At 71.4% G+C, this 23,355-nt stretch carries 24 protein-coding genes; 12 read left to right on the top strand and 12 right to left on the bottom strand.

The window, feature by feature from the left end; translation table 11 throughout:
- Positions 1-74: 74 nt before the first annotated feature.
- A complete protein-coding gene (locus tag AC4BG9_RS12140) occupies positions 75-1,412 on the bottom strand; it encodes a 3'-5' exonuclease (RefSeq protein ID WP_490571356.1) in 1,338 nt (445 codons plus the stop codon).
- 668 nt (positions 1,413-2,080) lie between these two features.
- Here AC4BG9_RS12140 and AC4BG9_RS12135 point away from each other — a divergent pair.
- The 3 genes from AC4BG9_RS12135 to AC4BG9_RS12125 all read left to right on the top strand — a co-directional run bounded on the left by AC4BG9_RS12135 (position 2,081) and on the right by AC4BG9_RS12125 (position 4,388).
- Positions 2,081-2,680 carry a hypothetical protein gene (locus AC4BG9_RS12135; RefSeq protein WP_490571355.1) on the top strand — a complete coding sequence of 200 codons (600 nt, stop codon included), beginning with the start codon at positions 2,081-2,083 and terminating at the stop codon, positions 2,678-2,680.
- Positions 2,681-2,849: 169 nt separating this feature from the next.
- Entirely contained in the window at positions 2,850-3,599 is a 750-nt protein-coding gene (locus AC4BG9_RS12130; RefSeq protein WP_490571354.1) for a hypothetical protein, read from the top strand.
- Between the two features lie 60 nt (positions 3,600-3,659).
- Positions 3,660-4,388 carry a hypothetical protein gene (locus AC4BG9_RS12125; protein WP_490571353.1) on the top strand — a complete coding sequence of 243 codons (729 nt, stop codon included), beginning with the start codon at positions 3,660-3,662 and terminating at the stop codon, positions 4,386-4,388.
- 385 nt (positions 4,389-4,773) lie between these two features.
- Here AC4BG9_RS12125 and AC4BG9_RS12120 read toward each other — a convergent pair whose 3' ends face one another.
- The 4 genes from AC4BG9_RS12120 to AC4BG9_RS12105 all read right to left on the bottom strand — a co-directional run bounded on the left by AC4BG9_RS12120 (position 4,774) and on the right by AC4BG9_RS12105 (position 10,393).
- A complete protein-coding gene (locus tag AC4BG9_RS12120; RefSeq protein WP_490571352.1) occupies positions 4,774-5,406 on the bottom strand; it encodes a hypothetical protein in 633 nt (210 codons plus the stop codon).
- 237 nt (positions 5,407-5,643) lie between these two features.
- Complete coding sequence (locus AC4BG9_RS12115; protein WP_490571351.1) at positions 5,644-6,081, bottom strand: hypothetical protein; 438 nt, start codon at positions 6,079-6,081, stop codon at positions 5,644-5,646.
- A gap of 66 nt (positions 6,082-6,147) precedes the next feature.
- A complete protein-coding gene (locus tag AC4BG9_RS12110) occupies positions 6,148-7,605 on the bottom strand; it encodes a right-handed parallel beta-helix repeat-containing protein (RefSeq protein ID WP_490571350.1) in 1,458 nt (485 codons plus the stop codon).
- A 25-nt stretch (positions 7,606-7,630) separates the two neighbouring features.
- Positions 7,631-10,393: a beta-glucosidase family protein gene (locus AC4BG9_RS12105; RefSeq protein WP_490571349.1), complete on the bottom strand. Its 2,763-nt coding sequence runs from the start codon at positions 10,391-10,393 to the stop codon at positions 7,631-7,633.
- Between the two features lie 274 nt (positions 10,394-10,667).
- On the opposite strand from AC4BG9_RS12105, the gene AC4BG9_RS12100 reads away from it, so the two are divergent.
- Together AC4BG9_RS12100 and AC4BG9_RS12095 are read left to right on the top strand one after the other, a co-directional pair.
- Positions 10,668-12,098 (top strand): FAD/NAD(P)-binding protein, encoded by a 1,431-nt coding sequence (locus tag AC4BG9_RS12100; protein ID WP_490571348.1) that lies wholly within the window; start codon positions 10,668-10,670, stop codon positions 12,096-12,098.
- Between the two features lie 73 nt (positions 12,099-12,171).
- The gene (locus AC4BG9_RS12095) at positions 12,172-12,516 is read left to right on the top strand and encodes a cupin domain-containing protein (RefSeq protein ID WP_490571347.1); all 345 of its coding nucleotides are present in this window, start codon (positions 12,172-12,174) and stop codon (positions 12,514-12,516) included.
- Positions 12,517-12,618: 102 nt separating this feature from the next.
- On the opposite strand, the gene AC4BG9_RS12090 is transcribed toward AC4BG9_RS12095, so the two are convergent.
- A complete protein-coding gene (locus AC4BG9_RS12090) occupies positions 12,619-13,461 on the bottom strand; it encodes a resuscitation-promoting factor (RefSeq protein WP_490571346.1) in 843 nt (280 codons plus the stop codon).
- A gap of 286 nt (positions 13,462-13,747) precedes the next feature.
- Here AC4BG9_RS12090 and AC4BG9_RS12085 point away from each other — a divergent pair, with 286 nt between their 5' ends.
- Together AC4BG9_RS12085 and AC4BG9_RS12080 are read left to right on the top strand one after the other, a co-directional pair.
- Positions 13,748-14,392, top strand: coding sequence for a DUF2238 domain-containing protein (locus AC4BG9_RS12085; RefSeq protein WP_490571345.1), 645 nt, complete (start codon positions 13,748-13,750; stop codon positions 14,390-14,392).
- Positions 14,389-15,177 carry a glycosyltransferase family 2 protein gene (locus AC4BG9_RS12080; RefSeq protein ID WP_490571344.1) on the top strand — a complete coding sequence of 263 codons (789 nt, stop codon included), beginning with the start codon at positions 14,389-14,391 and terminating at the stop codon, positions 15,175-15,177. The genes AC4BG9_RS12085 and AC4BG9_RS12080 overlap by 4 nt, the downstream gene beginning before the upstream one ends.
- A 7-nt stretch (positions 15,178-15,184) precedes the next feature.
- Here AC4BG9_RS12080 and AC4BG9_RS12075 read toward each other — a convergent pair whose 3' ends face one another.
- Genes AC4BG9_RS12075 through idi form a run of 6 tightly spaced genes read right to left on the bottom strand, consistent with a single transcriptional unit; the run spans position 15,185 to position 21,116 of the window.
- On the bottom strand, positions 15,185-16,366 hold the full coding sequence (locus AC4BG9_RS12075; RefSeq protein ID WP_490571343.1) for a prenyltransferase: 1,182 nt from the start codon (positions 16,364-16,366) through the stop codon (positions 15,185-15,187).
- Complete coding sequence (locus tag AC4BG9_RS12070; RefSeq protein WP_490571342.1) at positions 16,363-16,701, bottom strand: lycopene cyclase domain-containing protein; 339 nt, start codon at positions 16,699-16,701, stop codon at positions 16,363-16,365. The genes AC4BG9_RS12075 and AC4BG9_RS12070 overlap by 4 nt, the downstream gene beginning before the upstream one ends.
- Entirely contained in the window at positions 16,698-18,377 is a 1,680-nt protein-coding gene (crtI, locus tag AC4BG9_RS12065; RefSeq protein ID WP_490571341.1) for a phytoene desaturase family protein, read from the bottom strand. Before crtI ends, AC4BG9_RS12070 begins: the two co-directional genes overlap by 4 nt.
- Positions 18,377-19,300 carry a phytoene/squalene synthase family protein gene (locus tag AC4BG9_RS12060; RefSeq protein WP_490571340.1) on the bottom strand — a complete coding sequence of 308 codons (924 nt, stop codon included), beginning with the start codon at positions 19,298-19,300 and terminating at the stop codon, positions 18,377-18,379. Before AC4BG9_RS12060 ends, crtI begins: the two co-directional genes overlap by 1 nt.
- Positions 19,297-20,418, bottom strand: a complete 1,122-nt coding sequence (locus AC4BG9_RS12055; protein ID WP_490571339.1) for a polyprenyl synthetase family protein — start codon at positions 20,416-20,418, stop codon at positions 19,297-19,299. Before AC4BG9_RS12055 ends, AC4BG9_RS12060 begins: the two co-directional genes overlap by 4 nt.
- Entirely contained in the window at positions 20,415-21,116 is a 702-nt protein-coding gene (idi, locus tag AC4BG9_RS12050) for an isopentenyl-diphosphate Delta-isomerase (protein ID WP_490571338.1), read from the bottom strand. Before idi ends, AC4BG9_RS12055 begins: the two co-directional genes overlap by 4 nt.
- A gap of 75 nt (positions 21,117-21,191) precedes the next feature.
- Between idi and AC4BG9_RS12045 the strand changes: the two genes are divergently transcribed.
- The 5 genes from AC4BG9_RS12045 to AC4BG9_RS12025 all read left to right on the top strand — a co-directional run bounded on the left by AC4BG9_RS12045 (position 21,192) and on the right by AC4BG9_RS12025 (position 23,351).
- Positions 21,192-21,719 (top strand): MarR family winged helix-turn-helix transcriptional regulator, encoded by a 528-nt coding sequence (locus AC4BG9_RS12045; protein ID WP_490571337.1) that lies wholly within the window; start codon positions 21,192-21,194, stop codon positions 21,717-21,719.
- A gap of 281 nt (positions 21,720-22,000) precedes the next feature.
- Entirely contained in the window at positions 22,001-22,204 is a 204-nt protein-coding gene (locus tag AC4BG9_RS12040) for a cold-shock protein (RefSeq protein ID WP_068108172.1), read from the top strand.
- 345 nt (positions 22,205-22,549) lie between these two features.
- Positions 22,550-22,711, top strand: a complete 162-nt coding sequence (locus AC4BG9_RS12035) for a hypothetical protein (RefSeq protein ID WP_490571336.1) — start codon at positions 22,550-22,552, stop codon at positions 22,709-22,711.
- A 128-nt stretch (positions 22,712-22,839) separates the two neighbouring features.
- Positions 22,840-23,124 carry a metal-sensitive transcriptional regulator gene (locus tag AC4BG9_RS12030; RefSeq protein WP_490571335.1) on the top strand — a complete coding sequence of 95 codons (285 nt, stop codon included), beginning with the start codon at positions 22,840-22,842 and terminating at the stop codon, positions 23,122-23,124.
- Between the two features lie 20 nt (positions 23,125-23,144).
- Positions 23,145-23,351: a heavy-metal-associated domain-containing protein gene (locus tag AC4BG9_RS12025; RefSeq protein WP_490571334.1), complete on the top strand. Its 207-nt coding sequence runs from the start codon at positions 23,145-23,147 to the stop codon at positions 23,349-23,351.
- Positions 23,352-23,355: the final 4 nt, after the last annotated feature.

Genomic DNA, 23,355 nt, shown 5'->3' with positions numbered 1-23,355 from the left:
CCATTCTGGGCGGGATTCCCGCGTTGTCGACAGCATCGGCAGATCTGGATGGTTTGGTTACCGTTCGACCTCATCTAGAGACGGTCGGCGATCATTGCCGCGTCGCGCCAAGCCTCGGTGCATTTTCCAGAGGTAAGTCCTCGGTCTCGCTGGAACCGATCTCGGGTGGCGCCGGAGTCGCGCGCTTGACGCGCTTCCCGCGCCAACAAGAGTCGCGATGGATCTGACTCGGGACTCTCGTAGAACTTCGCGTCGCGCAGCAGCGACTTGACGGTGTCCACCCCGACGCCGAGGGCGGCGGCGATCTCGGCGCGGCTTGAGCCCGCCCGTTGCAGGGCCAGTGCCTGCGCCGCGCGTTCCCCGCGCGCTTCCATCGAGTTGTCGACACTCGTTTCGCCTCTGGCCGCAGTTTGGGGAGACGTGGACGCAGCGGGGACGTTCGGCTGAAGGTCACCGTAGTAGTCGGGCATGCTCAGCGCCTTCGCCGCTGTCCGCAGTTGCCGGATCTCGGTGGCTGTGAGTACCTCGTCCTCGAGTGCGACTGCCTTGAGCCCGTCGAGGAACCGCTGGTTCAACCCGAGCACCTGTGCGCCGCCCATGCCCGCGGATCCGGCGAGGTGAGCCAAGGCGTTGGCCTCGTCGCCCGTAAGCCGACCGTCGGAGAGCGCCTCGGCCAGCGCGTCGAGGTAGGCCTCGGCGGCGGCGTCGTCCGGGGCGAGTCCGGACCCGGGCAGGCGGGTGACCAGCGAGTGCATCCAGCCGTCGGTCCCCTTTCGCAGGGCGACCGCCCTGGTGACTAGCGGCAACGAGCGGGCGGGGTCCGCGGCCGGCCAGGTCGGTGGCCTGCCGGAGTACCGCAGCGGCGCCTTGAGCCTGCCGGTCATCTGCGGGAGAAGGAGGCTGACGGCTCGGACATCCCCGAGTGCGGCGTGCTTGTCGACGAGCGGAACTCCGCCTGCACGTGCGAGCGTGCCCAACTTGTGGTTGGGCGTTGCGAACGTCTGTCGCCCTAGCCACAGGGTGCAAAGCGCCGGGACCGGTACGACGTCGATGCCCGCTCGCTTCAGCTCAGCAGCAAGAAACGCCTCTTCGAAGGTTGCGTTGTGCGCCACGACGATCGCACCGCTCATGCGGGCGAGCAGTTCCGGAGCCACCTCGGCGAACACCGGTGCGCGCTTGACCTGCGCGTTGGTTATGCCGTGGATGAACGTCGGGCCAACGTCTCGACCCTCCGGGTTGACCAGGGTCGCGAACTCGTCCTCGATTCGGCCGCTGGCATCGACCCGAGCTACCGCAACCTCGACAACTCGGTCACGGCGCGGCGAAAGGCCCGTGGTCTCGAAGTCGATCACCGCGTACGGGCCGTGGTGTTCGATGCCGCCTCGGACGTTCGTCCCGCCGTAGCGGAACATCGGCCCGGCGAGCCCCGGCTCTGCGAACGGGATCTCTCGTCCTGCGGGGCTCCACCGTTCCGCTGCTGGCGTTGGCGAAGAACGTGGCCGCGAATAGGTCGGCGGTCGCTTCGCCGTGGGGAGCACGGGCTGAGCTCGTTGCCGCTGCAACGGTTGTGCCGACTTCATCGGCGATGGTGCACGGCGACTGCGTGTCGCGATTACTAGTCCCGCGCTGATGAGGACGATAAGCAGCACCCAACCCATGCCCGGCACCATAGGTTTAGCCACCGACCGATGGATCGGAACCACGCAATTCGTCTCTCGAGCGCAGAGACCGAAACTCGGACCCGCATCTCAGCCACGATCCGGGGAGTTCCATATGGAGTCGATTTGCTTTCCAGGAGGGGGCGGTGGCGTCCCCTCCTGCCGACGTACCGTTCGGCACACGAGGCAAACATCCCGATCTGGGGGGGGGTACGCGCCGTCGTCCGGCGGCCTTGGTGGCGAAACGGCGGCGCCGAGAGCGCGGCAGCGGCACGATCGGGTTCATGTCGGTGACGAAGTGGTTCCCACGACCCGGAGGTGGGGAGCCATGTCGTTCACGAGTATGGCGACCCGGCGATGGCCGACAAGGTCGTTCACTTCGTCGGCGGCAGCGCGGTCAAAGGACCCCGCTGCCTTCGGCTGTGGAGCACCTCACGACAGAGCAGCGGCTGGCGAACATCTTGAACACGCGTCAGCTGCTCGGGTGGCAGGTCTATCAGTCACGGCTGCTGTCGGTGGCGTGCGTGTCGGACTTGTCAGCGGCGGAGTTGGAGACGGCGTTTGCGCGCGGGTTGAGCAAGCGGGGCCGGCTTGAGCCGTGGGCGGTGGTGTTGGATCGGCCGCTGGCCTGGCAGGCGGGGTTCCGGCCGGTCATTTGCGTGGAGGGGGAACGGGTCGAGGCAGTACGTGCAGCGATGGAGCATCTGTACGGCTCGACGGGGCCGGCGCTGGTGGTGCGAACCGAGATGGGCACCGACGACTGGACTGCGGAGCGCGAGTGGCGATTCTGCTTCGAGCCGCCCACGCCGGTGGTCTGGAACGTCGCGGACGTGCTGTTGCCGCATCCGAGCCCACCGGCCGTCTTAGAACTCAACGATGCGGTGCGCGCCGTCATCGTCGGAAGGTCCCGGTGGGTGCCGCGGTGGCCGCTTCCGGCGCCGAACGGGATCCCGCCGAAGCGGTGGCTGTGGGATGAGGCGAGTCGACGCCTCATTCACGACGGTCGTATCCCGACGTGGTGACTGGTTCCGGATACGGTCACCGCCGGGTTGGAGGGGTGTCGTGGCAGGTCATCAACTGATCGGGTCGACGATGGGTTCGCCCGACCCGCGACCGTGCGGGCTGTGTGGAGACTTCCGGAAGCTCTCGAAGGCGCACGTGCCACCTCAGGTGGCCGGTAACACTGGTCGCGTGGAGCGAGCGTCGGATCTGGTCGATGAGGGCCGCGTGCGGCGCCCGGGGAGGTGGTCTCCGGGCGGCATGTGGGTTCGTGGCCTGTGCGAGCCCTGCAACAATCGGGCAGGAGGTTCCTACGATCGCGCGTACGCCGACATCGCCAATCAGGTCGCCCGGCTGACGACTCCGGCCGCGTTGCGGATGGCCGTCATCCCAGGCGAGGCGCCCGGAGCACGGTTCGCCCCCGGTCTCGTCGCCCGCTGCGTCCTGTTCGGAATGTTCGCGATCAACCCTCGTCTTCGGGTCCTGTTCCCCGACCTCGCTCAGGACCTCTTGAGTGAGCAGCCCGGCGACGGGCCGGTGCGGTGGCCCGACCGGCTCGTCTTGAAGGTCGGTCGCACGCACCCGAGGTTTGAGCGACATGGGCTGCTGGTGAGTGGCGTGTGGTCCATGCGGGTCCTCGTGGAGCGGGTTCGGCACTCGAGCTTCGGCGACATCGTGTTCCACCCGTTCGTGTGGTGCCTGGTGCCCGTTGAGGACGCGGCCGAGCCGCAGCTCGGCCCAGAGGTGACCAAGCCGCTGGTCGACGCCAGCGACTGGGTTCACTACGGGAAGGACCGAACCTCGGTGGATCTACGACACCTGACGAGAATACTTCCTGCCCTGGCTCACCCGATGCACACGAAGCAGGGCGACTGGGCCGAGATGCTCGCCGACAGCAACACGGACGGCGGTCCCGTCGTCCTGTTCGGACGCATCCCCTGACGGTCAACGTCGCGGCAGCGGCGCACCCGACACCCGGAGCGGCGCAGCTAGTCTCACTTCATGAGCAACGCGGCCGGCGCGCAGGCGAGCCGAGAAGAGGAGATCGCACTCCTCGCGATGGAGGAAGTGCTCGGGGTCGACATCCGGCTCGCAGATGCCGGTGCCGGCAACAAGATGCCAGACGGCACCTGGGTGTATCCCGACCGGCCGGATCAGCGCGGCATGGTCGAGATCACGTCTCCGCCAGCGAAAGAGCTGATGAAGGAATGGGCGGCCACGAAGCGGGAGGGTCGACCGCAGAGCGAGGAAGGGTGCCTCGACCTTCGCTTGGGCCAGCTCGCGCAAGTGTGCACCGAGATGCTCGCGACGGAGTGGGCCAAACAGAACGTCGACAAGCTGTTGGCTCAGCCGGCAGAGGAGCGGCACCTGTTTCTCTTCGCGCGCGGGCACGATGTGGGCCACTACTTCTACCGGCTCACCGATTCATACGATGACCGTCCGGCCGAGCACGTTGACGACCTGCTCCTTCCGGACGCGATCTCAGACGTCTGGTTCCGCGGCCGGGCGCGGCGAGACCCGCAAGATCGGCAAGGTTCGACGGAGATGTGGCTGGCGAGATTCCAAGCTGGAGTCGGTTGGCACCGCTACGTGGTGAGCATTGAAGAGCAGCACCTCCCGTCCCCCAACTCCGGCATCGTCGACGACCCGGTTCCCGAGGGCTGGCGGCGGCCGAAGGATCGGTCGGTCACGCCCGCCGGGCATGAGGGCAGCGTTCCACGAACTGATTGAGCGCGTTCCGTATGACCGGCACCCGCGTCCCGGGTCCCCCGATCTCGGAACCGAGGCCGGACGCAAGAAGCGCAGGTCAGAGGGGTTCTTTCCATCCCCCAGAGGCCCGGGGGTTCCACTCTCTAATCCACGGAAGCCTCGACGGATCCCTCCACGGAATGGAACCTCCTTCGGGAGCCTACTGGCGGTCCGGGTTGCGCTGCGAAACGGCCTGCCGGTGTCGGACCTGCGGCGCACACTCTGCACCTGGTGGAGCGCATTGACCTATCGTGAAAGCGACTTCGAGCCGTGGGACGAGTCGCTCGTCTGGTGGCTGCCCTTCCCGGATGACTCCGAGATGATCTGACTGCCCACCCGATGCCTTGCCTAGAGCACGGCTGGGTCGTCAGTCAGTGTCCGTGATGCAGATGACCGTGACCTCCGCGTTCGCCAGATCCGTGAGCACGAATGTGCGGTCCCAAGCGACGTCGTAGAACCAGGGCGTCCAGGCCTCGTGCGAAGTGTCAAGTCGGAAGTCTTCGTAGCGCCGGGCGGTGAGAGCGTCGACGGCGTGGCTCGCGATGTCCTTCGCCTCCCTCGCCAGCCCTCGGAAACGTTCGTATGCACCGCCAGAGACGAGCACACCCGCCAGCAGGCCATCAAGTGTGAGGGGCCCCGATGGCTCCTGGCGGAAGTTCTTTCCGACGCCGCGCAGGTCGGCCGGTAGCTGGAGGTCGGTGAGGTGAGCGCGAATCGTCGGACTGTCGAAGAAGACCCGAAGGAGTTCGTACTCCTCGAACCTGTTGCGCGCTGCGAACCACGCTGTGACTTCGGAGTAGTCGACGGCCTGCCAGCGGCCGACGAGGTAACCGCCATTGACGTGGGTGCGAGCAAGATGGTCGAGATAGCGATCGAGTTCGGGCAGCGACAGTGGACGCCGCTCCCAGGTGATGGTGTTCCACGAGTCGATCAGGTCTTGGACCGACGGGCGGTCCTGATTCCAGTCGATCTCGTTCCAGCGGCGTGGCATGGCCGCCATGCTGTCACCCCGGCCGGTGGAGGCGCGTGTCCTTCCGGAAGCACGACAGTGGGCGACGCGCATGACGCTCGTCGCCCTCTGCGTTCGCTCCCCGCGGTGGTACTCCGGGCGCTGCCGGGAGACCGGCCCAGCAGGCAGTTCCCGAGCGGGGCCCCGTCGGCCCGTCGGGCCGGTCGTCCCCGCTACCAGGGCGGCCACTCAGGCGTGCCTCGCCACGACCCCTCGCCGTCGATCGGGTCAACCCCTCGACCGGGTCTCGGCCCGCACCTCCCGGATCGTCTGGACGGCGAAGAACCCCGCCACCGCCGGCGCCACGACGAGGGGCAAGGCCAGCGGGATGCTGAACGACGAGACGACGCCGACCAGGCCCAGGGCGGCCGTGCCCCACGACGCGGAGGCGAGGAGGCGGGTCTCGCCGGCCTGGGCACGGGCGATGCCGGCGCGGAGCAGCCGGCGCAGCAGCACCACGACGGCGACCAGGGCCAGCAGCGGGATGGCGACGAGGAGGGTGAAGAGGCCGAGGAACCCCGCCCCCTCGTCGTCGGGGTCGTAGACCACGACCGCGAGGACCAGGCCCGCCACCGCGAGTGCCGCGGCCACCTGGAGCGAGACGCGCAGCACCTTGAGCTGCTGCTCTGCGCTCACCTGCCAGGGAGCACGGGTTCCGGGATCCACGTCCGTGAGTCTGGCAGACACGTTCCCTGGCACGAGGCGGGAACTCTGCGCTCGCACCCGAGCCGGTCACCGTGAAGCGCCTGAGACCTCGGCCTCCTCCGCGACCTGCAACGGCGTGCCCCGGACGTCGAGGGTGTTCTCCTCGATCGTGATGTTGCGACCGGCCTCGACCACGATCCCGTTCCCCGCCCCGGCCAGGCGGTTGCCGGAGATGAGCACGTCGGCGGCGACGCCCGCGCCCCGGCCGTCCGCCCCGCCGTCCGCGGTCACCGCGACGGCCCAGAACTGCGCGTCCTTGCCGGTCACCGTGTTGTCGCGGACCACCGTGCCGGGTGCGTTGCGCAGCTCGATGCCCACCTCGGAGCGGCTGCGCCCGACGATCTCGTTGGCATCGATCACGGTGTCGGGGGTGCCGAGGATGACGAGCACACCCTGGGTGTTGCCGACCAGCCTGTTGCCGTGGATCCAGTTCCCCTCGCCGCTCGCGTCGTGCCGGTGCTGCTCGCCCCCGGAGTTGCCCAGGGCGACGGCGGCGGCGTCGACGTCGTTGACCGTGTTGCCGCGGATCTCGTTGAGGTACTCGCCCTCGCCGTGCAGGTCGATCGCGTCCAGCACGCCCCCCTCGATGGTGTTGTCGGCGATCAGGTTGTTGTGCGTGGGGAACTGCAGCAGGATGCTGTGCCGCAGGTGCGTCCCGTCCAGGTGGTTGTCGACCACCACGTTGTGCCGGGAGTCGTTGACGGCGTCCGGGTCGCGCTGGTCCGCCATGCCCTCGACCGCGATCCCGTACCCGGACCCACCGGGGCCGACGCTGGTGGCGTCGGCGACCCGGCAGCCGGTCACGGTCACCTCACTGCTGGCCTTGAGGGTGATGCCGTGGCGCTGGAACAGCTCGACAGCGACGTCCTCGACCAGGATCCGGCCACTGCCCTCCCCGATCTGCACGCCGTACATCGGCCCGCCTCCCGGGCCCTCCTCCTCAGGGTCGGTGCCGAGCTCCCCGACGTGCTCGGAGCTGATGGTCAGACCGGTGACGGCGGCGTCGTGCACGCCCGGGGCGCGCACCACCGCACTGTCCTCCTCCCCGTCGAACGACGTGCGGAGCACGGTGGCGCCCGGTCCTGCCCCACGCAGCCGCACCTCGTCGGGCAGGAGCAGGTTCGCCTCCTCGTCGTCGGGGTGGCTCGAGCGCAGGTCGAAGACCCCGGCGGGGAGGACGACCTCGTCGCCGGGCTCCGCCGTGGCCAGCGCTTCCCGGATGGCGGGGGCGTCGTCCCCGGTGCCGGACTCCGGGTCGGCCCCCAGGTCGGTGACGTCGTGGGACGTGCCGGTCGGCGGGCCCGGCGCCGCGACCTCGACGGGGGTGCCGTCCGGGGCGACCAAGCCGGCCCTGGGGCCGTCCGCGGAGGAGCCGGTGGTCCCCCCGGGCGTCTCGCGTGGCGCTGCGGGACCGCCCCCCGTGCAGGCGCCCAGCGAGAGCGCGAGCAGGCAGAGGACGGTTCCGCAGCGCCGACCGGTCGGCACGGGCCGCCACCTGGGGGGCAGCGCCTTACCTTCTCCCCTTCTTCTGCTTCACCCGGATCACCAGGTTCCGGGTCGCTCGCTTCGAGACCTCCGAGCCGAGGTAGAGGAGCTTGACCTGGCGCACGCCCGCCTTGAGCCGGGAGATCCTCACCCGCGCGAAGCCGCGGCTGTTCAAGGTGTCGCGTCCGATCACGACTCCGCTCTTCTTCACCTCGACCTTGCCCGTGGCGGGCTTCCCTCCCGAGACGACCTGGAACTTGATGAGGGCTCGGGTCTTCGGGGTCACCGGCTTCGGGCGAACGGTCGGCTTCTTGATCACCGAAGGCTTCTTGGTGGTGGTCGGGGGAGCAGGCGGCGTAGTCGGCGGCGTAGTCGGCGGCGTCGTGGTGATGTCGCCGATGCCCACCGTCTGTTGCAGGGGAAGGTCTTCGGACGATCCGCCGACGTAGACGGTGAAGTTCCCCTTCGGCGTCGTCCACTCTCCGTCCGCCCACCGTGCGAGGTCGTCGGGATCCTCGGGCACGAAGTAGGAGAACGGGTGGTTGGACGCGCTGCCGTCCAGGACCACCGAGACGCGCCTGCTCTCACCGGGCTGGAGCTGGACCTTCTCGAACTCGACCAGGCGGTTGAAGTTCTCCCGGGCCTCACGGGGCAGCCGCAGGTAGACCTGCGAGGCCTCCTGGCCGGCCACCTTGCCGGTGTTGGTCACGGTGTAGCTGACCCGCAGCCCGGTCGGCGTCCCGTTCTGCCGGACCTTGTCCACGTCGAGCTTGCTGTAGTCGAACGTCGTGTAGGACAGGCCGAAGCCGAACGGGAACAGCGGCTTGGTGTTGGTCGCCTGGTACCAGCGATAGCCCATCTTCAGGCCTTCGGTGTAGCGGACGACCCGCTGCGGCGACCCCGGGATCGGGTCGCGACCGATGCCACCGGGAACACCGGTGTCCTCCTCGTAGCCGGGGTACTGCTCCTGGCTCTGGTAGGCGGCCTCACGGTCGGTCCGCCCGAAGGTCACCGGGAGCTTGCCGGAGAAGTTCGTGACCCCGAAGAGCGCGTCGGCGACGACGTTGCCGTCCTCCTGACCCGGGTACCACGCCTCGACCATGGTGTCGACCTTGTTGATCCAGGGCATGTTCACCTGCCCCTGGGTCTTGAGCACCATGATCGTGTTGGGCACCGCGTCGAGCATCCGCGGGATCAGCTCCTGCTGGTTGGTGCCCTGCACGGTGGGCAGGTCCAGGTCGGGGATCTCGTTGCCGGCACCCGAGACGTTGCCGCCGGGGTTCTCGTCCTGGTAGTTGCTGTTCTTGTCCCAGGTCTCGCGGGCGACGTCACCGACCATCAGGATGGTCACGTCGGACCTCTCGGCCAGGTCGATGGCGTTGCCGATGTTCCTGGCGTTGTTGTAGGTGACGGTGGCGTCCTCGGCGCCGAGCTGGCGCAGCGTGTTCTCCAGCCCCTCCTGGGGGGTGACCTCGTACGGCGCGTTGACGGAGATGAAGCGCGTCCGGTCACCGCTGCGTGGCGGCAGGGTCGCCTGGCCGGCGAACCACGTCGGGCCGATCAGCGCCACCGAGTCGATCGCTCCGGCGTTGAGCGGCAGCTGCTTGCGCTCGTTGCGCAGCAGCACGAGGCTCTCGGAGGCGGCGTCCTTGGCGACGTCGGCGTGGGGGCCGCCTTGGGCCAGCTCGTCCTTGAGCTGGTCCCAGCCGAACGACGTGGCCGGGTCGTCGAAGTCGCCGAACTCGAACATCTTGATGTAGCGGTCGCGGAGCATGTCGTCGATGTCGGCCTCGGTGATCTCGCCGGCGTTGATGGCGGCCTTCACCACAGCGGGCTGGTACCACTCCGGCTGCTCGTCGACCTCGACGTCGGTCCCGGCGAGGATCGACGGCACCGTGCTCTGCTGGGCGCGCCGGTCGGAGAAGACGTAGCCGTCGAAGCCCCAGTCCTGGCGCAGGGTCTGCTGGAGCAGGGGCTTGCTCTCGCAGTTGTAGCTGAAGTTGACGTAGCCGTAGGCGCACATGATGGAAGCCACGTTGGCGTCCTTGACGGCCATCTCGAACGGCAGCAGGTAGAGCTCGTGCATCGCCCGGGAGGGGACCCGGATCGCCGCGGTCCACCGCTCGAACTGGAACTCGGAGTCGTTGGCGACGAAGTGCTTGGCCGTCGCCTGGCTCACCCGACGCTCCTGGATGCCGCTGATGATCTTCGACGCGAGGGCGCCCGTCAGGTACGGGTCCTCGCTGAAGAACTCGTTGTTGCGCCCGCCGTAGGGGGTGCGGATCAGGTTCAGGACAGGTCCCCACAGCACCTGGTGCGCCCAGGCCCGCAGCTCGTAGTCGAGCACCTGGCCCCAACGGTTGGCCAGGGGGCGGTCGAACGTCGCCGCGGAGGAGATCTGGGCCGGGAACGCGGTGGCGGTCGGCTCCGGGAGGCAGTCGCCGCCCCGGATGCCGGTGCCACCGTTGGCCATCCGGAAGTCGGGGATCGCCAGCTCCGGGATGCCCTCGATGTGACGGCCGATCTGGGTGAAGTCGCAGCCCTTTCCGTTGCCGTCGGTCCCGTCGTCGAGGTCCTCGTTGTAGACCGGGCGGTTGAAGATCTGCTCGAGCTTCTGGTCGAGCGTCATCGCGTTCAGCAGGAGCTCGGTCCGCTCCGTCGGCGAGAGGCTCGTGTTCATCCACGGGAGTTCGGCCTGTGCGGAGGCCGTCTGGTTGCTGCTGGTGGCCCCGGTCAGCGCGACCACGAGGGCCAGCGCGGAGAGTGCGCCGAGAATTGTCTTCTTCATGAGCTACGTCCCCATCCATCGGAATGACGCGAATCCCTCAGCATGCGCCTCGTCCGGAGACCCAACAAGGCCCGGGTACAACGGCACGAGCACTCGCCGGTGCTGCCGTCCGCCGTGGCTCGCGGCCTTCGAGCTGCTGCTCGGCCCAGTCCGTCACGGTGCCGCGGCGCGGGAATTCTCGTCCACGAGCCGAACGGCTTAAACTCGCCTAACAATGTCTACAAACGTGAGTTCCGGCCGACCAGTCCCTCGGCCGGAAGGTCAGGAGCCGGTGATGTCCCCTGCAGACGGCGCGCTGCGGATCGCGATCGTGGGTGCCGGGGCCGCCGGCACGCTGGTCGCCCTCAACCTCGTGCGGCAGAGCGCCTCCGGCACGGGGCTCGAGATCACCTTCGTCGACCCCTCCTCGGAGCTCGTCTCCGGAGCGGCTTTCTCCACCACCGACCCCCAGCACCTGCTCAACGTGCCTGCCGCCGGCATGTCGTGCGACCCCGAGGACCGCTTCGACTTCGCCACCTGGTGCGTCGAGCAGGAGCTCGTCGAGGGTGACGACGCCAGCTACTGGTTCGCTCCCCGCCGCGAGTGGGCGCGCTACCTGCGCCAGCGCTGGCAGGAGGCGCTGGCCGCCGCGGGCGACCGGGTGGTCGTCTCGCACGTGCGCCGCCTCGCGCAGCGCGTCGTCCCGACGCCCGAGGGCGTCACCGTCACCACCGACGACGGTGCGGAGCTCCACGCCGACCGGGCGGTGCTGGCCACCGGCCTGCCCAGCGTGGGTGACGCCTGGGCCCCGCGCGACCTCTCCGGCGAGCCCCGCTACATCGCCGACCCCTGGCGCCCCGGTGCTCTCGACCCGATGCTGTCCGACCTGGCGTCCGCGGGCGATCGCGGGGCCGACGTGGCGGACGTGCTCGTCGTCGGCACCGGGCTGACCATGGTCGACGTGGCGCTCAGCGCCCTCGCGGCCGCCCCGGGCCGTCGCGTCGTCGCCCTCTCCCGCAACGGGCGGCTTCCGCAGGCGCACGCCCCCTCCTACCTGGGCGAGGTCGTGCCCGACGTGCGCGAGTGGGGCACGACGATGCCCGAGATCCGCGCCGCCGCCCACGCCCACGTCTCGGCGGTGGCCCAGCTCAACGGCGACTGGCGCCCCGCGATCGACGGCATCCGCTACCGGGTGGCGGAGCTGTGGCGGCGTCTCGCGGTGACCGACCGCCAGGCGTTCCTGCGCGACGTGGCCGGTGAGTGGGGAGTGCACCGGCACCGCATCCCGCCGGCCAGCGACGCGGTGATCGCCGAGCACCGCGCCGCAGGCCGGCTGGAGGTCCGCGCCGGGAAGATCACCGGCGTCGAGGCCGACCCCGCCGGCGACGGCCTGGTCGTCACCGTCGCCGACGGCGAGCCGCTCCGGGCCAGGTGGGTGGTCAACTGCACGGGCCCGCGTCAGGACCTGCGCACCCTCGGCAACCCGGTCCTGGACGGCCTCCTGGGTGTGGGCGGCGGCGACCCCGCCGCCGACACCGACGAGCTCGGCCTGGGGCTGCGCAGCCGCGAGGGGCAGCTGCTCGGCGCGGACGGCGAGCTCCCGATCTGGGTCCTGGGCGCGCTGCGCCGCGGCGAGCTGTGGGAGACCACGGCGATCCCGGAGATCCGGGTGCAGGCGGTCGCGGTGGCCGCGGCCCTCCTGGCCGGCCCCGACCCGGCGACCTGAGGCTCTCGCCCGAGTCCTCGCGCCGCGACCGGGTACGGGGGGCGCGACACTCAACCGACCCGACGGAGGATCCATGGATGTCACGTCACTGCCCCAGCTGATCGACGAGCAGCTCGCGCGGGCCCGCGAGAGCGGGCCGGGGCGCAGCGCCCACACCCTGTACGGCGGCCAGGAGCACGCGCTGCGCCAGACGTTGATCGCCCTGCTGGCCGATCACCGCCTCGGCGAGCACGACAGCCCCGAAGAGGCGACCCTGCAGGTGCTCAAGGGCCGGGTCCGGCTGCACGCCGGCGACCAGACATGGGAAGGCGGGCCGGGGGAGTACCTGCTCATCCCCCCGACCCGCCACGACCTGGAGGCCGTCGAGGACGCCGCGGTGCTGCTCACGGTCGCCGTCCACGGGGTCCCCGGGACCTGACGCCGCCCGCCGCCCGTCCCTCCGGCGCGACGTCATACGAGGTGGCTGCTGGAGCCCCCACTTCGTATGACGTCCCGCGGGGGAAGGGTCAGCGCCAGCGGCTCAGAGGTAGCGGCCGCAGTGCGGCCACGGCTGGGCGCCGCGCGACTGGTACAGCAGCTTGGCGCGGTGGGTCTGCTCGGCCGGCGAGGCGTGGTGCGGCATGCCGGAGCCACCGACGCTGTTCCAGGTGCCCACGTTGAACTGGTAGAGACCGTAGTAGCCGGCGGCGTTCACGGCACGGGGGTTGCCGCCCGACTCGCAGCGGGCCAGGGCGCCCCAGTTGAGGCCGTCGGTGCCGGGCACGGTCGCCGCCTTGCGACCGACCAGGACCCGTCGCGGGGTCGCCTTCTTCACGGTCGTCCGCTTCACGACGTCGTACTTGACGAGCTTGCCGTTGTGCGTCGTCCGGCGCGCCTTGACGCGCTGCACGCCGGGCTTGCCCTGCTGGACGACCTTGCGCTTCCCGGGCTTGAGCTTGGTGGTCGGCACCTCGACGGTGCGCGGCTCGGTGCGCACCCGCTTGACCTGCATCCGCTTCCGGACGTCGATCAGCTTGACCCGGTCACCGTGGCGGACCTTCTTGCCGCTGCCGGCGACGAAGCGGCCCTTGCGCACGACCTTGACGAGGTCGTCGCGGTCGACGTCGATGCCGTAGCCCTCCAGGACCTTGTCGGGCCTGGTGCGGGAGTCGGCCGCCACCTGGAAGAGCGGGCGGTCGGGCACGTCGACGGTGACCGCGACCTGGCCGTCGGCCAGGGCGGGGGCCGCCTGGGCGGTCTGGACGGTGCCGGGGACCAGGCCCGCCGACAGGGCGAGTGCCAGGGCGGCCGAGCCGGTCGCGGCGACACCGGGGACGACGCGGCCCAGGCCGCGACGGGTGGAGTGGGGGGTGGATGCGCGCAAGTGTGTTCCTCATTCGGGCTCTGCGCCGGTGGCATCTTGGCTGCCGTGGCGCTCGGACGCGACGCCGCCTTGCCGGGCATCGAGGTCACGGCGCGGGCGCCTCGCGATGGGGAGGCGCCTCGACGGATTCGGGAGCTTCAGCTGCACCGCCGCGACTCGTCCACGACAACACACGCCCCCCCGTCGTTGTCCAATCGTCAACGCGCCGGGCGTGTCGCGGCCCGCCGTCACGAGCGTGGCCGAGCCCATCCGGGGTGAGCGACCTCACCCTTTGTAGGCTCGCTCCATGCCGCTGATCGCGCCCGACCTCGTGCGGGTGGCGTCCCTGGTGAGCGTGGTGGCCGGGACCGTGCTCTACGGCTGGCTGGGCTTCGCCCTCTTCTTCCTGGTGCTGGGCGGGGTCATGCTGCCCCGCGCGCTCGGTACGCCGGGGTGGCTGGACGCCCTCTACGGGGTGGTGCTGCTGGTCGGGGCCTGGGCGGCCCAGCTCGACTGGTACGTCACCGTCCCGGGTCTCGACCTCGTCGTCCACGCCCTCGCCACGGGCCTGATCGGCGTGCTCTGCTGGCAGCTGCTGGTGCGCGTCGGCGCCCTGCCGGCTCCCGGGGGGAGCGACGCGGGAGCGCGCCCGAGGCTGGGGGCGGTGGTGGTCACCGCGGCCCTGGCGGCCGCCCTCGCGGCGCTGTGGGAGATCGGGGAGTGGCTCGGCCACACCTTGATCGACCCGCGGATCCAGGTCGGGTACGACGACACCGTCGGCGACCTGGCTGCCGGTGTCCTGGGCGCCGTGGTGGCCGGGCTGCTGGTGGCGCGGACCCTGCCTGGTGACGCGCGCCCGGAGCCCGGAGAAGCCCGGGGAGAAGTCCGGGGAGAAGCCCGGGGAGAAGCCCGGGGAGAAGCCCGGGGAGAAGCCCGGAGGGAAGTCCGGTGAGCGCCCACGAGCGCGGGCCCGAGGGCAGACCCGCGGGCGACCCGGGGCGCTGCCCCACCGTCTCGGTGGTCATCCCGGTGCGCGACGACGCCGTCGAGCTGGCCGAGTGCCTGCGGCTGCTGGCCGGCCAGACGATGCCGCCCCTGGAGGTGGTGGTGGTCGACAACGGCTCGACCGACGCCTCCGCGGCCGTGGCCCGGGCGGGCGGGGCCCGGGTGGTGGTGGAGCCCCGGGCGGGCATCCCGCCGGCCGCCGCGACCGGCTACGACGCGGCCCGCGGCGAGGTGATCGGCCGGCTCGACGCCGACTCCCGCCCCGGCCCGGACTGGGTGGCCCAGGTGGCCCGGGCGATGGCGGACCCCGAGGTCGACGCGGTCACCGGCGACGGGCGCTTCCACGACCTCCCGCCCGGGCTGCGCCGGCTGGCGACGCTGCTCTACCTCGGGTCCTACTTCGCGCTCACCCACCTCGCCCTGGGCCACCTGACCCTGTGGGGGTCGAGCATGGCGGTGCGCCGCAGCTCCTGGGAGGCCGCGCGCGCCCGGGTGCACACCACCGCCGACGTGCACGACGACCTCGACCTGGCCTTCGCCCTGGGGCCGCAGGCCAGGCTCCGCTTCGTGCCCGGGATGCGGGTGGGGGTCTCCGGGCGGTCGGTGCGCGGCCTGCCGCAGCTGCGCCGCCGGATGGCCCGCGCCGTCACCACGCTGCGCCTCAACTGGGCGGTGCAGCCGCCGTGGGAGCGGTGGCAGGCCAGCCTGCGGCAGCGCCGGGTCGGCCCGTAGCCCCGCCTCAGCGCAGCGCGATCCAGATCATCAGCTGGGTGACCAGGAAGCCGGTGAGGAAGTTGAGCCAGAGGAACCGGCGCCACCCGGCGTTGGCCCGCTCGCACTCCTCGTCGGTGATCCCCAGGTAGGGCGCCACGTTGGCGACGTAGGGCAGCACCAGCGCCGCGGCGAGCGTGGCCGGCCAGGGCAGCAGGAGCAGCAGCGCGCCCCCCAGCAGGTAGGCGGCCAGGGCGAACCAGGTCGTCGTCCGGGCTCCCATCACCGTGCCGATCGACCCGATCCCGCCGGCCCGGTCGGCCGCGACGTCCTGCACGGCGCCGAAGGCGTGCGACCCGACGCCCCAGGCGAAGAACCCGCCGAGTGCGGCGAGCACCGTCGTGTCGAGCGCGACGTCGGCGCCGCGGGCGGCCGCCAGCGCCAGGCCGAAGGCGGCCGGGCTGACGAAGTGGGTGCTGGAGGTGAGCGAGTCGAGGAAGGGGCGCTCCTTGAAGCGGAGCCCCGGCGCGGAGTAGGCCACCACCGCGAAGACGCTCACCCCCAGCACCAGCGCGGAGGTCGGCGACCCCAGCGCCAGCAGCACCACCACGAATGGCAGGTTGGACAGCGCGGCGGCCCACAGCGTGGCGCGGTGCAGCCCGCGGTCCAGGACCACCCCCTCGACCCCGCCCTTGCGTGGGTTGCGCAGGTCCGACTCGTAGTCGAAGACGTCGTTCACGCCGTACATCAGCAGGTTGTAGGGGACCAGGAACCACAGGCAGCCGATCCAGAAGGCCGCGTCGGGCCCGCCCCCGGCGAGCAGGTAGGCGGCCCCGAAGGGGAACGCGGTGTTGACCCACGAGAGCGGTCGCGAGGAGGCCAGCAGCTGACCGAGCCGGCTGCCTCGGCGCCGCTCGCCGGTGAGCAGCAGTACCACCGAGGGCACCACCGCGACCGCGGCGAGCGGCCAGGCGAAGTCCTCCACCGGCGCCAGGCCGACGTGCACCCCCGACAGGGCGCTCTCGTCGAAGCGGAAGAGGTCGGCGGCGATCATCAGGGAGTCGAAGACCGCGGTGAGCACGACCAGCGCCAGGGCGGTCGCCCCGGTGGCCGCCCACCACCCGCGATCGGCGCGGCGCAGCAGGACCGCCAGCAGCAGCACCGGCAGGGTCGCGGCCAGGAAGAGCCCGGCCAGGGCCAGGTAGCTCACGCCTCCTCCTCGGCCGGGGCCGCCCGGCGGGCGAGGAGCATCCGGAAGAGCGCGTGCAGCACCCCAGTGAGATAGCTGAGGAAGACGATGAAGAAGAGCTCCTCCAGCGGCAGCTCCGGGGCCACCTCGATGCCCGTCATCGCGGGGGAGTCGCCCTTGCTGTAGTGGGCGAGCTCGATCGCCGCGAGGTCCCAGACGAGAAAGAGCACGAAGCCCGCGGCCACCGCGGCCCCCGCGACCCGCGGGCGGTCGAAGAGGAAGAGTCGCCAGCGGTGGTCGACCAGAGCCATGCAGAGCGTGGAGACGAGCACGAAGCCGAGGTAGAGCAGGCTCACACAGCCCCCTGCCGGGTGGTGCCGGGCCGGGGACGACCGGGCTCGGGCTCGGGCTCGGGCGACGGTCCGGTCGAGCGGTCGCCGCGCAGCCGCTTGAGCACCAGCTCGGCGCTGATCAGGCACATCGGGAGTCCCACCCCGGGGATGGTGCCGGAGCCGGCGTAGAGCAGCCCCTCGACCCGCCGCGAGGCGTTGCCGGCCCGGAGGAAGGCGCTCTGCCGCAGCGTGTGGCCGGGGCCGAGCATCCCCCCGGACCAGGCGTTGAGGTCGGCGGCGAAGTCGCCGGGACCCACCGTGCGGCGTACGACGACGCGCTCGGCGAGGTCGGGCACCCCGGCCCAGTCGGCCACCTGCGCGATCGCGGCGTCGGCCACCTTCTCCACCGCCGGGTCGCCGGCGCCGTCGAGGCCGCCGCGCCCCAGCCCGGGGTCGGCCGGCACGGGGACGAGGATGAAGAGGTTCTCGCTGCCCGCAGGGGCCACCGAGGGGTCGGTGGCCGAAGGCCGGCACACGTAGGAGGAGGCCGGGTCCGGGACGCGGCCGGGGGTGCCCAGCACGTCGCCGAAGTTGCGGTCCCAGTCGCGGGTGAAGAACATCGTGTGGTGCTCCAGCTCGGGGAGCTCGCCCTCGACGCCGAGGTAGACCAGCACGGCGCCTGGGCCGGGGTCGCGACGCCGCCACCACGACTCCGGATAGGTGCGCAGGTCGGGCGGGAGCAGTTCGGTCTCGAGGTGGTGCAGGTCGGCGGCACCTACGACCACGTCGGCCGGCACGCGGTGCTCGACCCCGGTGGCGTCGCGCCAGGTGACGCCGCAGACCCGGGCCCGCGGACGGCGGAGGCGGCGGGCGCGGCCGGCCCGGGGGGCGGTGGTGTCGAGGGAGGTCACCGTGGCCCCGGTGTGGATGCGGACGCCGCGCTCCCGGGCCAGGTCGGCGATCGCCTCGATCAGCCGGCTGAAGCCGCCCTGGGGGTAGAGCACGCCGTCGTCGAGGTCCAGGGAGCTCATCAGGTGGTACATCGACGGCGTCCGGGCGGGGGAGGAGCCGAGGAAGACGGCCGGGTAGCCCAGCACCTGGCGCAGCCGCGGGTCGCGGAAGCGGGCGGCGACGTGGTCCTCCAGCGAGCGGCCGAGCAGCCCCAGCAGCGTCGGGGTGCGGCGCAGCACCTCGGGGTGGAGCAGCGAGCGGGGGGAGTCGAAGCTGGTGTAGAGGAAGCGGTCGACCGCCATCCGGTAGGCGTCCGCGGCCGACTCGAGGTAGTCGGCGAGCCGGGCCCCGGCGCCGGGCTCCACGGCCTCGAAGGTCGCCAGGTTGCGCTCCCGGTCGGTGCGGATCTCCAACGGCTCGTCGTGGCCCTCGAAGAAGACCCGGTAGCCGGGGTCGAGGAGGGTCAGGTCGAGCTCCTCCCCGGCGCTGGTCCCGAGCAGCCGGAAGAAGTGGTCGAAGACCTCCGGCATCAGGTACCACGACGGTCCGGTGTCGAAGCGGAAGCCGTCGCGGCTCCAGCTGCCGGCCCGGCCGCCGACCTCGTCGCGCTGCTCGAAGAGGTCGACCGACCAGCCGTCCTCGGCCAGCAGCGCGGCGGTGGCCAGGCCGGCGATGCCGCCCCCGACCACGGCGACCCGGCCGGGGGCCGTGCCCGCCCCGGTGCCGTCGGGCCGGTGACGCCGGCCCATCACGCGCCCCTGGCCACGGCGCGGGCGATCACGCGCGCCTTGCGTGCCCCCGGCACCCGGATCCGCCGGGCGCGGATCACCTCGGGCGGGGTCTGGCGCAGGCGTCGGGAGAGCTCGGCGAAGAGGGCGTGGGCGGCGGCGACGGCCCGCCGGCTGCCGGCGGGCAGGCGGTGCACCACGGCGGCCGCGGCGGCCAGGTCGGCGTCGATGTCGTCGAGGAGCCGGTCGCGGTCGGCCTCGGCGAAGGTCCGCACGTCGAGCCCCGGGAAGTAGCTGCGGCCCAGGTCGTCGCTGTCCGAGGCGAGGTCGCGCAGGAAGTTGACCTTCTGGAAGGCGGCGCCGAGTCGCCGGGCGCCGGCCCGGAGCTCGACGTACTCGCGGTCGGCGGCGGGACGCTCGACCAGGAACGCGCGCAGGCACATCAGGCCGACCACCTCGGCGGAGCCGTAGACGTACTCGGCGAAGCTCGCCTCGTCGTGCTCCTCGCGGAAGAGGTCGGTGCGCATCGAGGCGAAGAACGGGTCGATCAGCTCCGGCCCGATGCCGCAGGTGCGGGCGGTGCGGGCGAAGGCGTGGACCACGAGGTTGGCGCTGTGGCCGGTGCGCAGCGCCGCGTGGACGTCGGCGGCGAGCCCGTCGAGGAGCAGTGCCTGCTGGGCGCGCCGGGAGTCGGGGCGGGGGGCGTCGACGATCTCGTCGGCGACCCGGACCAGGGCGTAGACGTTGCACACGTGGGTGCGGACCGGCTCGGCGAGCAGGCGTGAGGCCATGCCGAAGGAGGTCGAGTAGCGCTTGATCACCAGTGCCGACGTCGCCTCCGCGACCTGGTCGTAGAGCTGGTACGGCGCCAGGTCGCGCGACACGGCGCTCTTCCCGGCGGCCCCCGACTGGACCGGGGCCGGCGGGTTGGTCTCGGCGCTCATGCCGCACCGGCCGCGACGGAGACCTGCGGGTGGGCATGGGTGGCCCCCTGTGGGGGGACGGCCGGCCGGGGCGACCAGGCCTTCACCAGCGGGTCGACCAGGGACTCGTGCAGGTCGAAGGTGCTGGCCTGGTCGCGGGCGGCGCGCAGGTGCTCGGCGGCCAGGGCCTCCACGAAGTCGCGGGAGCCGGCGTCGACCAGGGCCTGGCGGATCTCGACCGCCTGCGCCTCGGTCAGGGCGGGGTCGCCGAGGTGCCGGGCCACGCGCGGCCAGTGCGGGCTGCGGGCGGCGTGCACCACCAGCGGGGTGCGCTTGCCCTCGCGCAGGTCGCCGAGCGGGTCCTTGCCGGTGGTCTCGCCCGTCCCGAAGACGCCCTGGAGGTCGTCGTGGAGCTGGAAGGCGATGCCGAGCCGGCGCCCGATCTCGCCGAGCGCCCGGACGACGTGCTCCTCGGCCCCGGCCAGCACCGCCCCGGCCTGCATCGGCAACACGAAGGAGTAGGCGGCCGTCTTGTACTCCGCCATCTCCAGCGCCTCCGCCAGCGACTCCTCGGGGGCGGAGCCGCCGCCGCGGGCCAGCCGCACGTCGGCCAGCTCGCCGGCCGCCGAGACCAGCAGGGTGGTGTCGAGGAGGTCGAGCAGCCGGGTCACCACGGCCGTCGGGGCGCCGCAGGTGGCGACCGCGCGGACCGAGGCCACCAGCGCGAGGTCGCCGGTCAGCACCGCGCCGGCGCGGGCGTAGACGTCGTCGCCGGACGTCGCGCCCGCCCCCTCGGCGCGCGCCTCGGGCAGGGCGCGGGCGTCGGCCCGGAACCAGCCCGGCACGCTGGGGCGGCCGCGCCGGGTGTCGTCGTTGTCGATGACGTCGTCGTGGATCACGAAGGCGGTGTGCAGCAGCTCCACGGCGGCCGCGACCCGGTCGACCGTGGAGGCCGGGGACGGCGCCTCACCCCCTGCGACGAGGGCCTGCTGGACGCTGGTCAGCAGCCACGGCCGGAAGCGCTTGCCACCCTGGCTGCCCACGTCGAGCGCGGCGGCCAGCGCGGCCCGGTCGCGGGGCAGCCCCTCGACCTGTCGGGCCGGTCGCAGGAGGCGGTCGATCTCGCTCTGCACGCTCATCGCTCGGTCTCCTGGCTGCGCGGGTCCGGGTCTTGCCCTGGCTCGGGTGCTGGCTCGGGGCCGGCGTCGGCGGTGCTGAGCCGCGACCAGGCGTCGTCCGCGTCGAGGGCCGCGGCCTGCTCGCGCAGCCAGGGGCTCAGGGCCCAGGGGGCGGCGGTCAGCGCGGTGCGCAGGTCGGAGATCTCCACCCAGGCGTGCTCCGCCACCTCGTCGGGGTGCGGCTGGGGCGGCGCGGTGGCGACGGCGACGAAGACCGGGCAGAACTCGTTCTCCACCACGCCCGCCGCGTCCACGGCGCGGTAGGAGAAGTCGGGGAGCAGGGAGGTGACCGCGGTGACGTCGAGGCCGAGCTCGGCGCGACCGTGGCGGCGTACGGCGTCGGCGAGGAGCTCGCCCGGGCGCGGGTGGCCGCAGAAGGAGTTGGTCCACACGCCGGGCCACGAGCGCTTGCCGAGCGCTCGGCGGGTCATCAGCACCCGCCCGGACTCGTCGAGCACCCAGCAGGAGAACGCGAGGTGCAGGGGGGTGTCGGCGCCGTGCACGCCCTCGCGCGGGGCGGTGCCGATCGGGCGGCGGTGCTCCTCGTCGAGGAGCACGACCAGGTCCTGGGGGTCGCCGGCGGGCAGGCGGTCGGGCAGGGCCTCGTCAGCGGGCTCCGGTGGCCGGGGGCCCGGCTCCCGGGTGAGCGTGCGTTCCATCGCCAGATTCCTCCCGTGTCAGAACCGAAAGCATATTACTAGGCAATCTAGATATCAACTGACTAAGATACTTTCGTGACCGACGACGCTGACTCCTCGAGTACCCGGATGACCACCGGGTACTCGGGTGCGGAGACCGAGCTGCTGCGCGCCGTGCGGCACCTGGTCCGGGCCGACCGGGAGATGCGTCGCCGGGTCGGCAGCTCGATGGCGGTCAACACCACCGACCTGCAGGCGCTGCGCCACGTGATCCGGCGGGTGCAGGAGGCGGAGGACGCCGGCGCCCCCCAGCCGCACGGCGTCACCCCCCGCAAGCTCGCCGACCACCTGCAGATCACCACCGCCGCCACCACCGGCCTGGTCGACCGGCTCGTGGGGTCGGGCCACCTCGAGCGGGTGCCGCACCCCGCCGACCGCCGCTCCGTGCTGCTGGTCCCCACCGCCCGCGCCCGGCGCGAGATGCACGAGCACCTCGACGCCATGCACCAGCGGATGAAGGAGATCGCCGCCGCCGTGCCGCCGGAGGCCCGCCCGGCGGTGGTGGAGTTCCTGAGGGCCTTGACCCGGGAGATGGAGAAGGGGCGGCTCGATGTCGGCGGCTAGCGCAAGGAGGGCCTCGGCGGGTGCGCTGTGATCACCCTGAAACGAGAAGTTCACCCAATCGATGGGATTTCATCCGCTCGGGATCTGGCCATGAGGCGCTTTGTTGGTAGTGTTGTTGGTGCAACAGGTGCAAGTTCCAGCAGGTAGACGCCCGCGGAGTTTGTGATCCAACGGCGTTTCTTCTCGAGTGCGATACCCCGGGTCGGAGCGACGTGTCACCGCATCTGATGCGGGGTCGTCGAAGTGACGGCCTCTCGCCCGATAACAGGAGTAACAGAGCAATGGCTCAAGGCACCGTGAAGTGGTTCAACGCCGAGAAGGGTTTCGGCTTCATCGCGCAGGAGGACGGCGGCGACGACGTCTTCGTGCACTACTCGGCGATCCAGACGCAGGGCTACAAGTCCCTCGACGAGAACCAGAAGGTCGAGTTCGACGTCACCCAGGGGCCGAAGGGCCCGCAGGCGGAGAACGTCCGCGCTGTGTGATTCTCGAACGTGGAGCACCTGTTCCACGACTTCGTGCCGAGGCCCCGTCCGCAAGGACGGGGCCTCGGTCCGTCTCAGGGTGTGGCATGTCGGCCGGCTTCCCGGGTGAGCGCCCTCTTCGGTCGCGAGGTCCGCGCTTGTAGACTTGTCTCAGCGCTCGGACATGTGACCGGGCGCCCTGTCAAGGCCCCGAGTGGGTCAGAAGCGTCTCCCTCAGTTGGGGGATGTTTGGGGGATCGACTGTTTCGGGTTCCACAAAAGGGGCACGCTAGAACAAGCAGTCCGCGGGTTCGGGCTCACTGTCCACGAAATCCGGACTCATCCATCCGTGAGGAGGCTCACCACGTGCACGATCCGTTCGATGTGACTCTCGAGGATGGTGACCTCATTGGCGAGGTCGAGCTCACGACGACGCTGATCATTGCCGCGAGCGAGTCCGACGACCGCCTGACCACCGAGGAGATCGACCGCATCCTCGGCGTCGCTCCCGTGCCGCACCAGCGCTGAGACTCCGGCGCCGCGCTGCCGGCGCCGCACCTCGGTCCTGTCCGGGCCCCGTCACCTGGTGGCGGGGCCTTCCTGTCGGGTGCACCGTCGCCTTGATACGGGTACCCCCCAGGGGTACGTTGGACGGTATGGAGCACCACCACGGCTACATCCAGGGCAAGGACGACTACCTCGCCCGCCTGCGCCGCATCGAGGGGCAGGCGCGGGGGCTGCAGCGGATGGTCGAGGAGGAGAAGTACTGCATCGACATCCTCACCCAGGTGAGCGCGATGACGAAGGCGCTCCAGGCCGTCTCCCTCGGTCTCCTGGAGGACCACCTGAGCCACTGCGTGGTCGACGCCGCCCGCGCGGGCGATGCCCAACCCAAGATCGACGAGGCAGTGGCGGCCATCGCCCGCCTCGTGAAGTCCTGACCACCACCCCAGGAGGGCCCATGTCCCAGACCGCCACCTTCACCGTCACCGGTATGACCTGCCAGCACTGCGTCGCCTCCGTCACCGAGGAGGTCAGCGAGGTGCCCGGCGTGGAGGCCGTCGACGTCGTCCTGGAGACCGGCGCCCTGACCGTCACCAGCGAGCAGCCCGTCGACGAGTCCGCCGTGCGCGGCGCCGTCGAGGAGGCGGGCTACGCGCTGGCCTGACCCC

The sequence above is a fragment of the Nocardioides sp. Z40_12 genome, assembly GCF_058215795.1.
The sequence above is the reverse complement of the archived record's forward strand: the minus strand, read 5'-3'. Positions and strand labels throughout refer to the sequence as shown.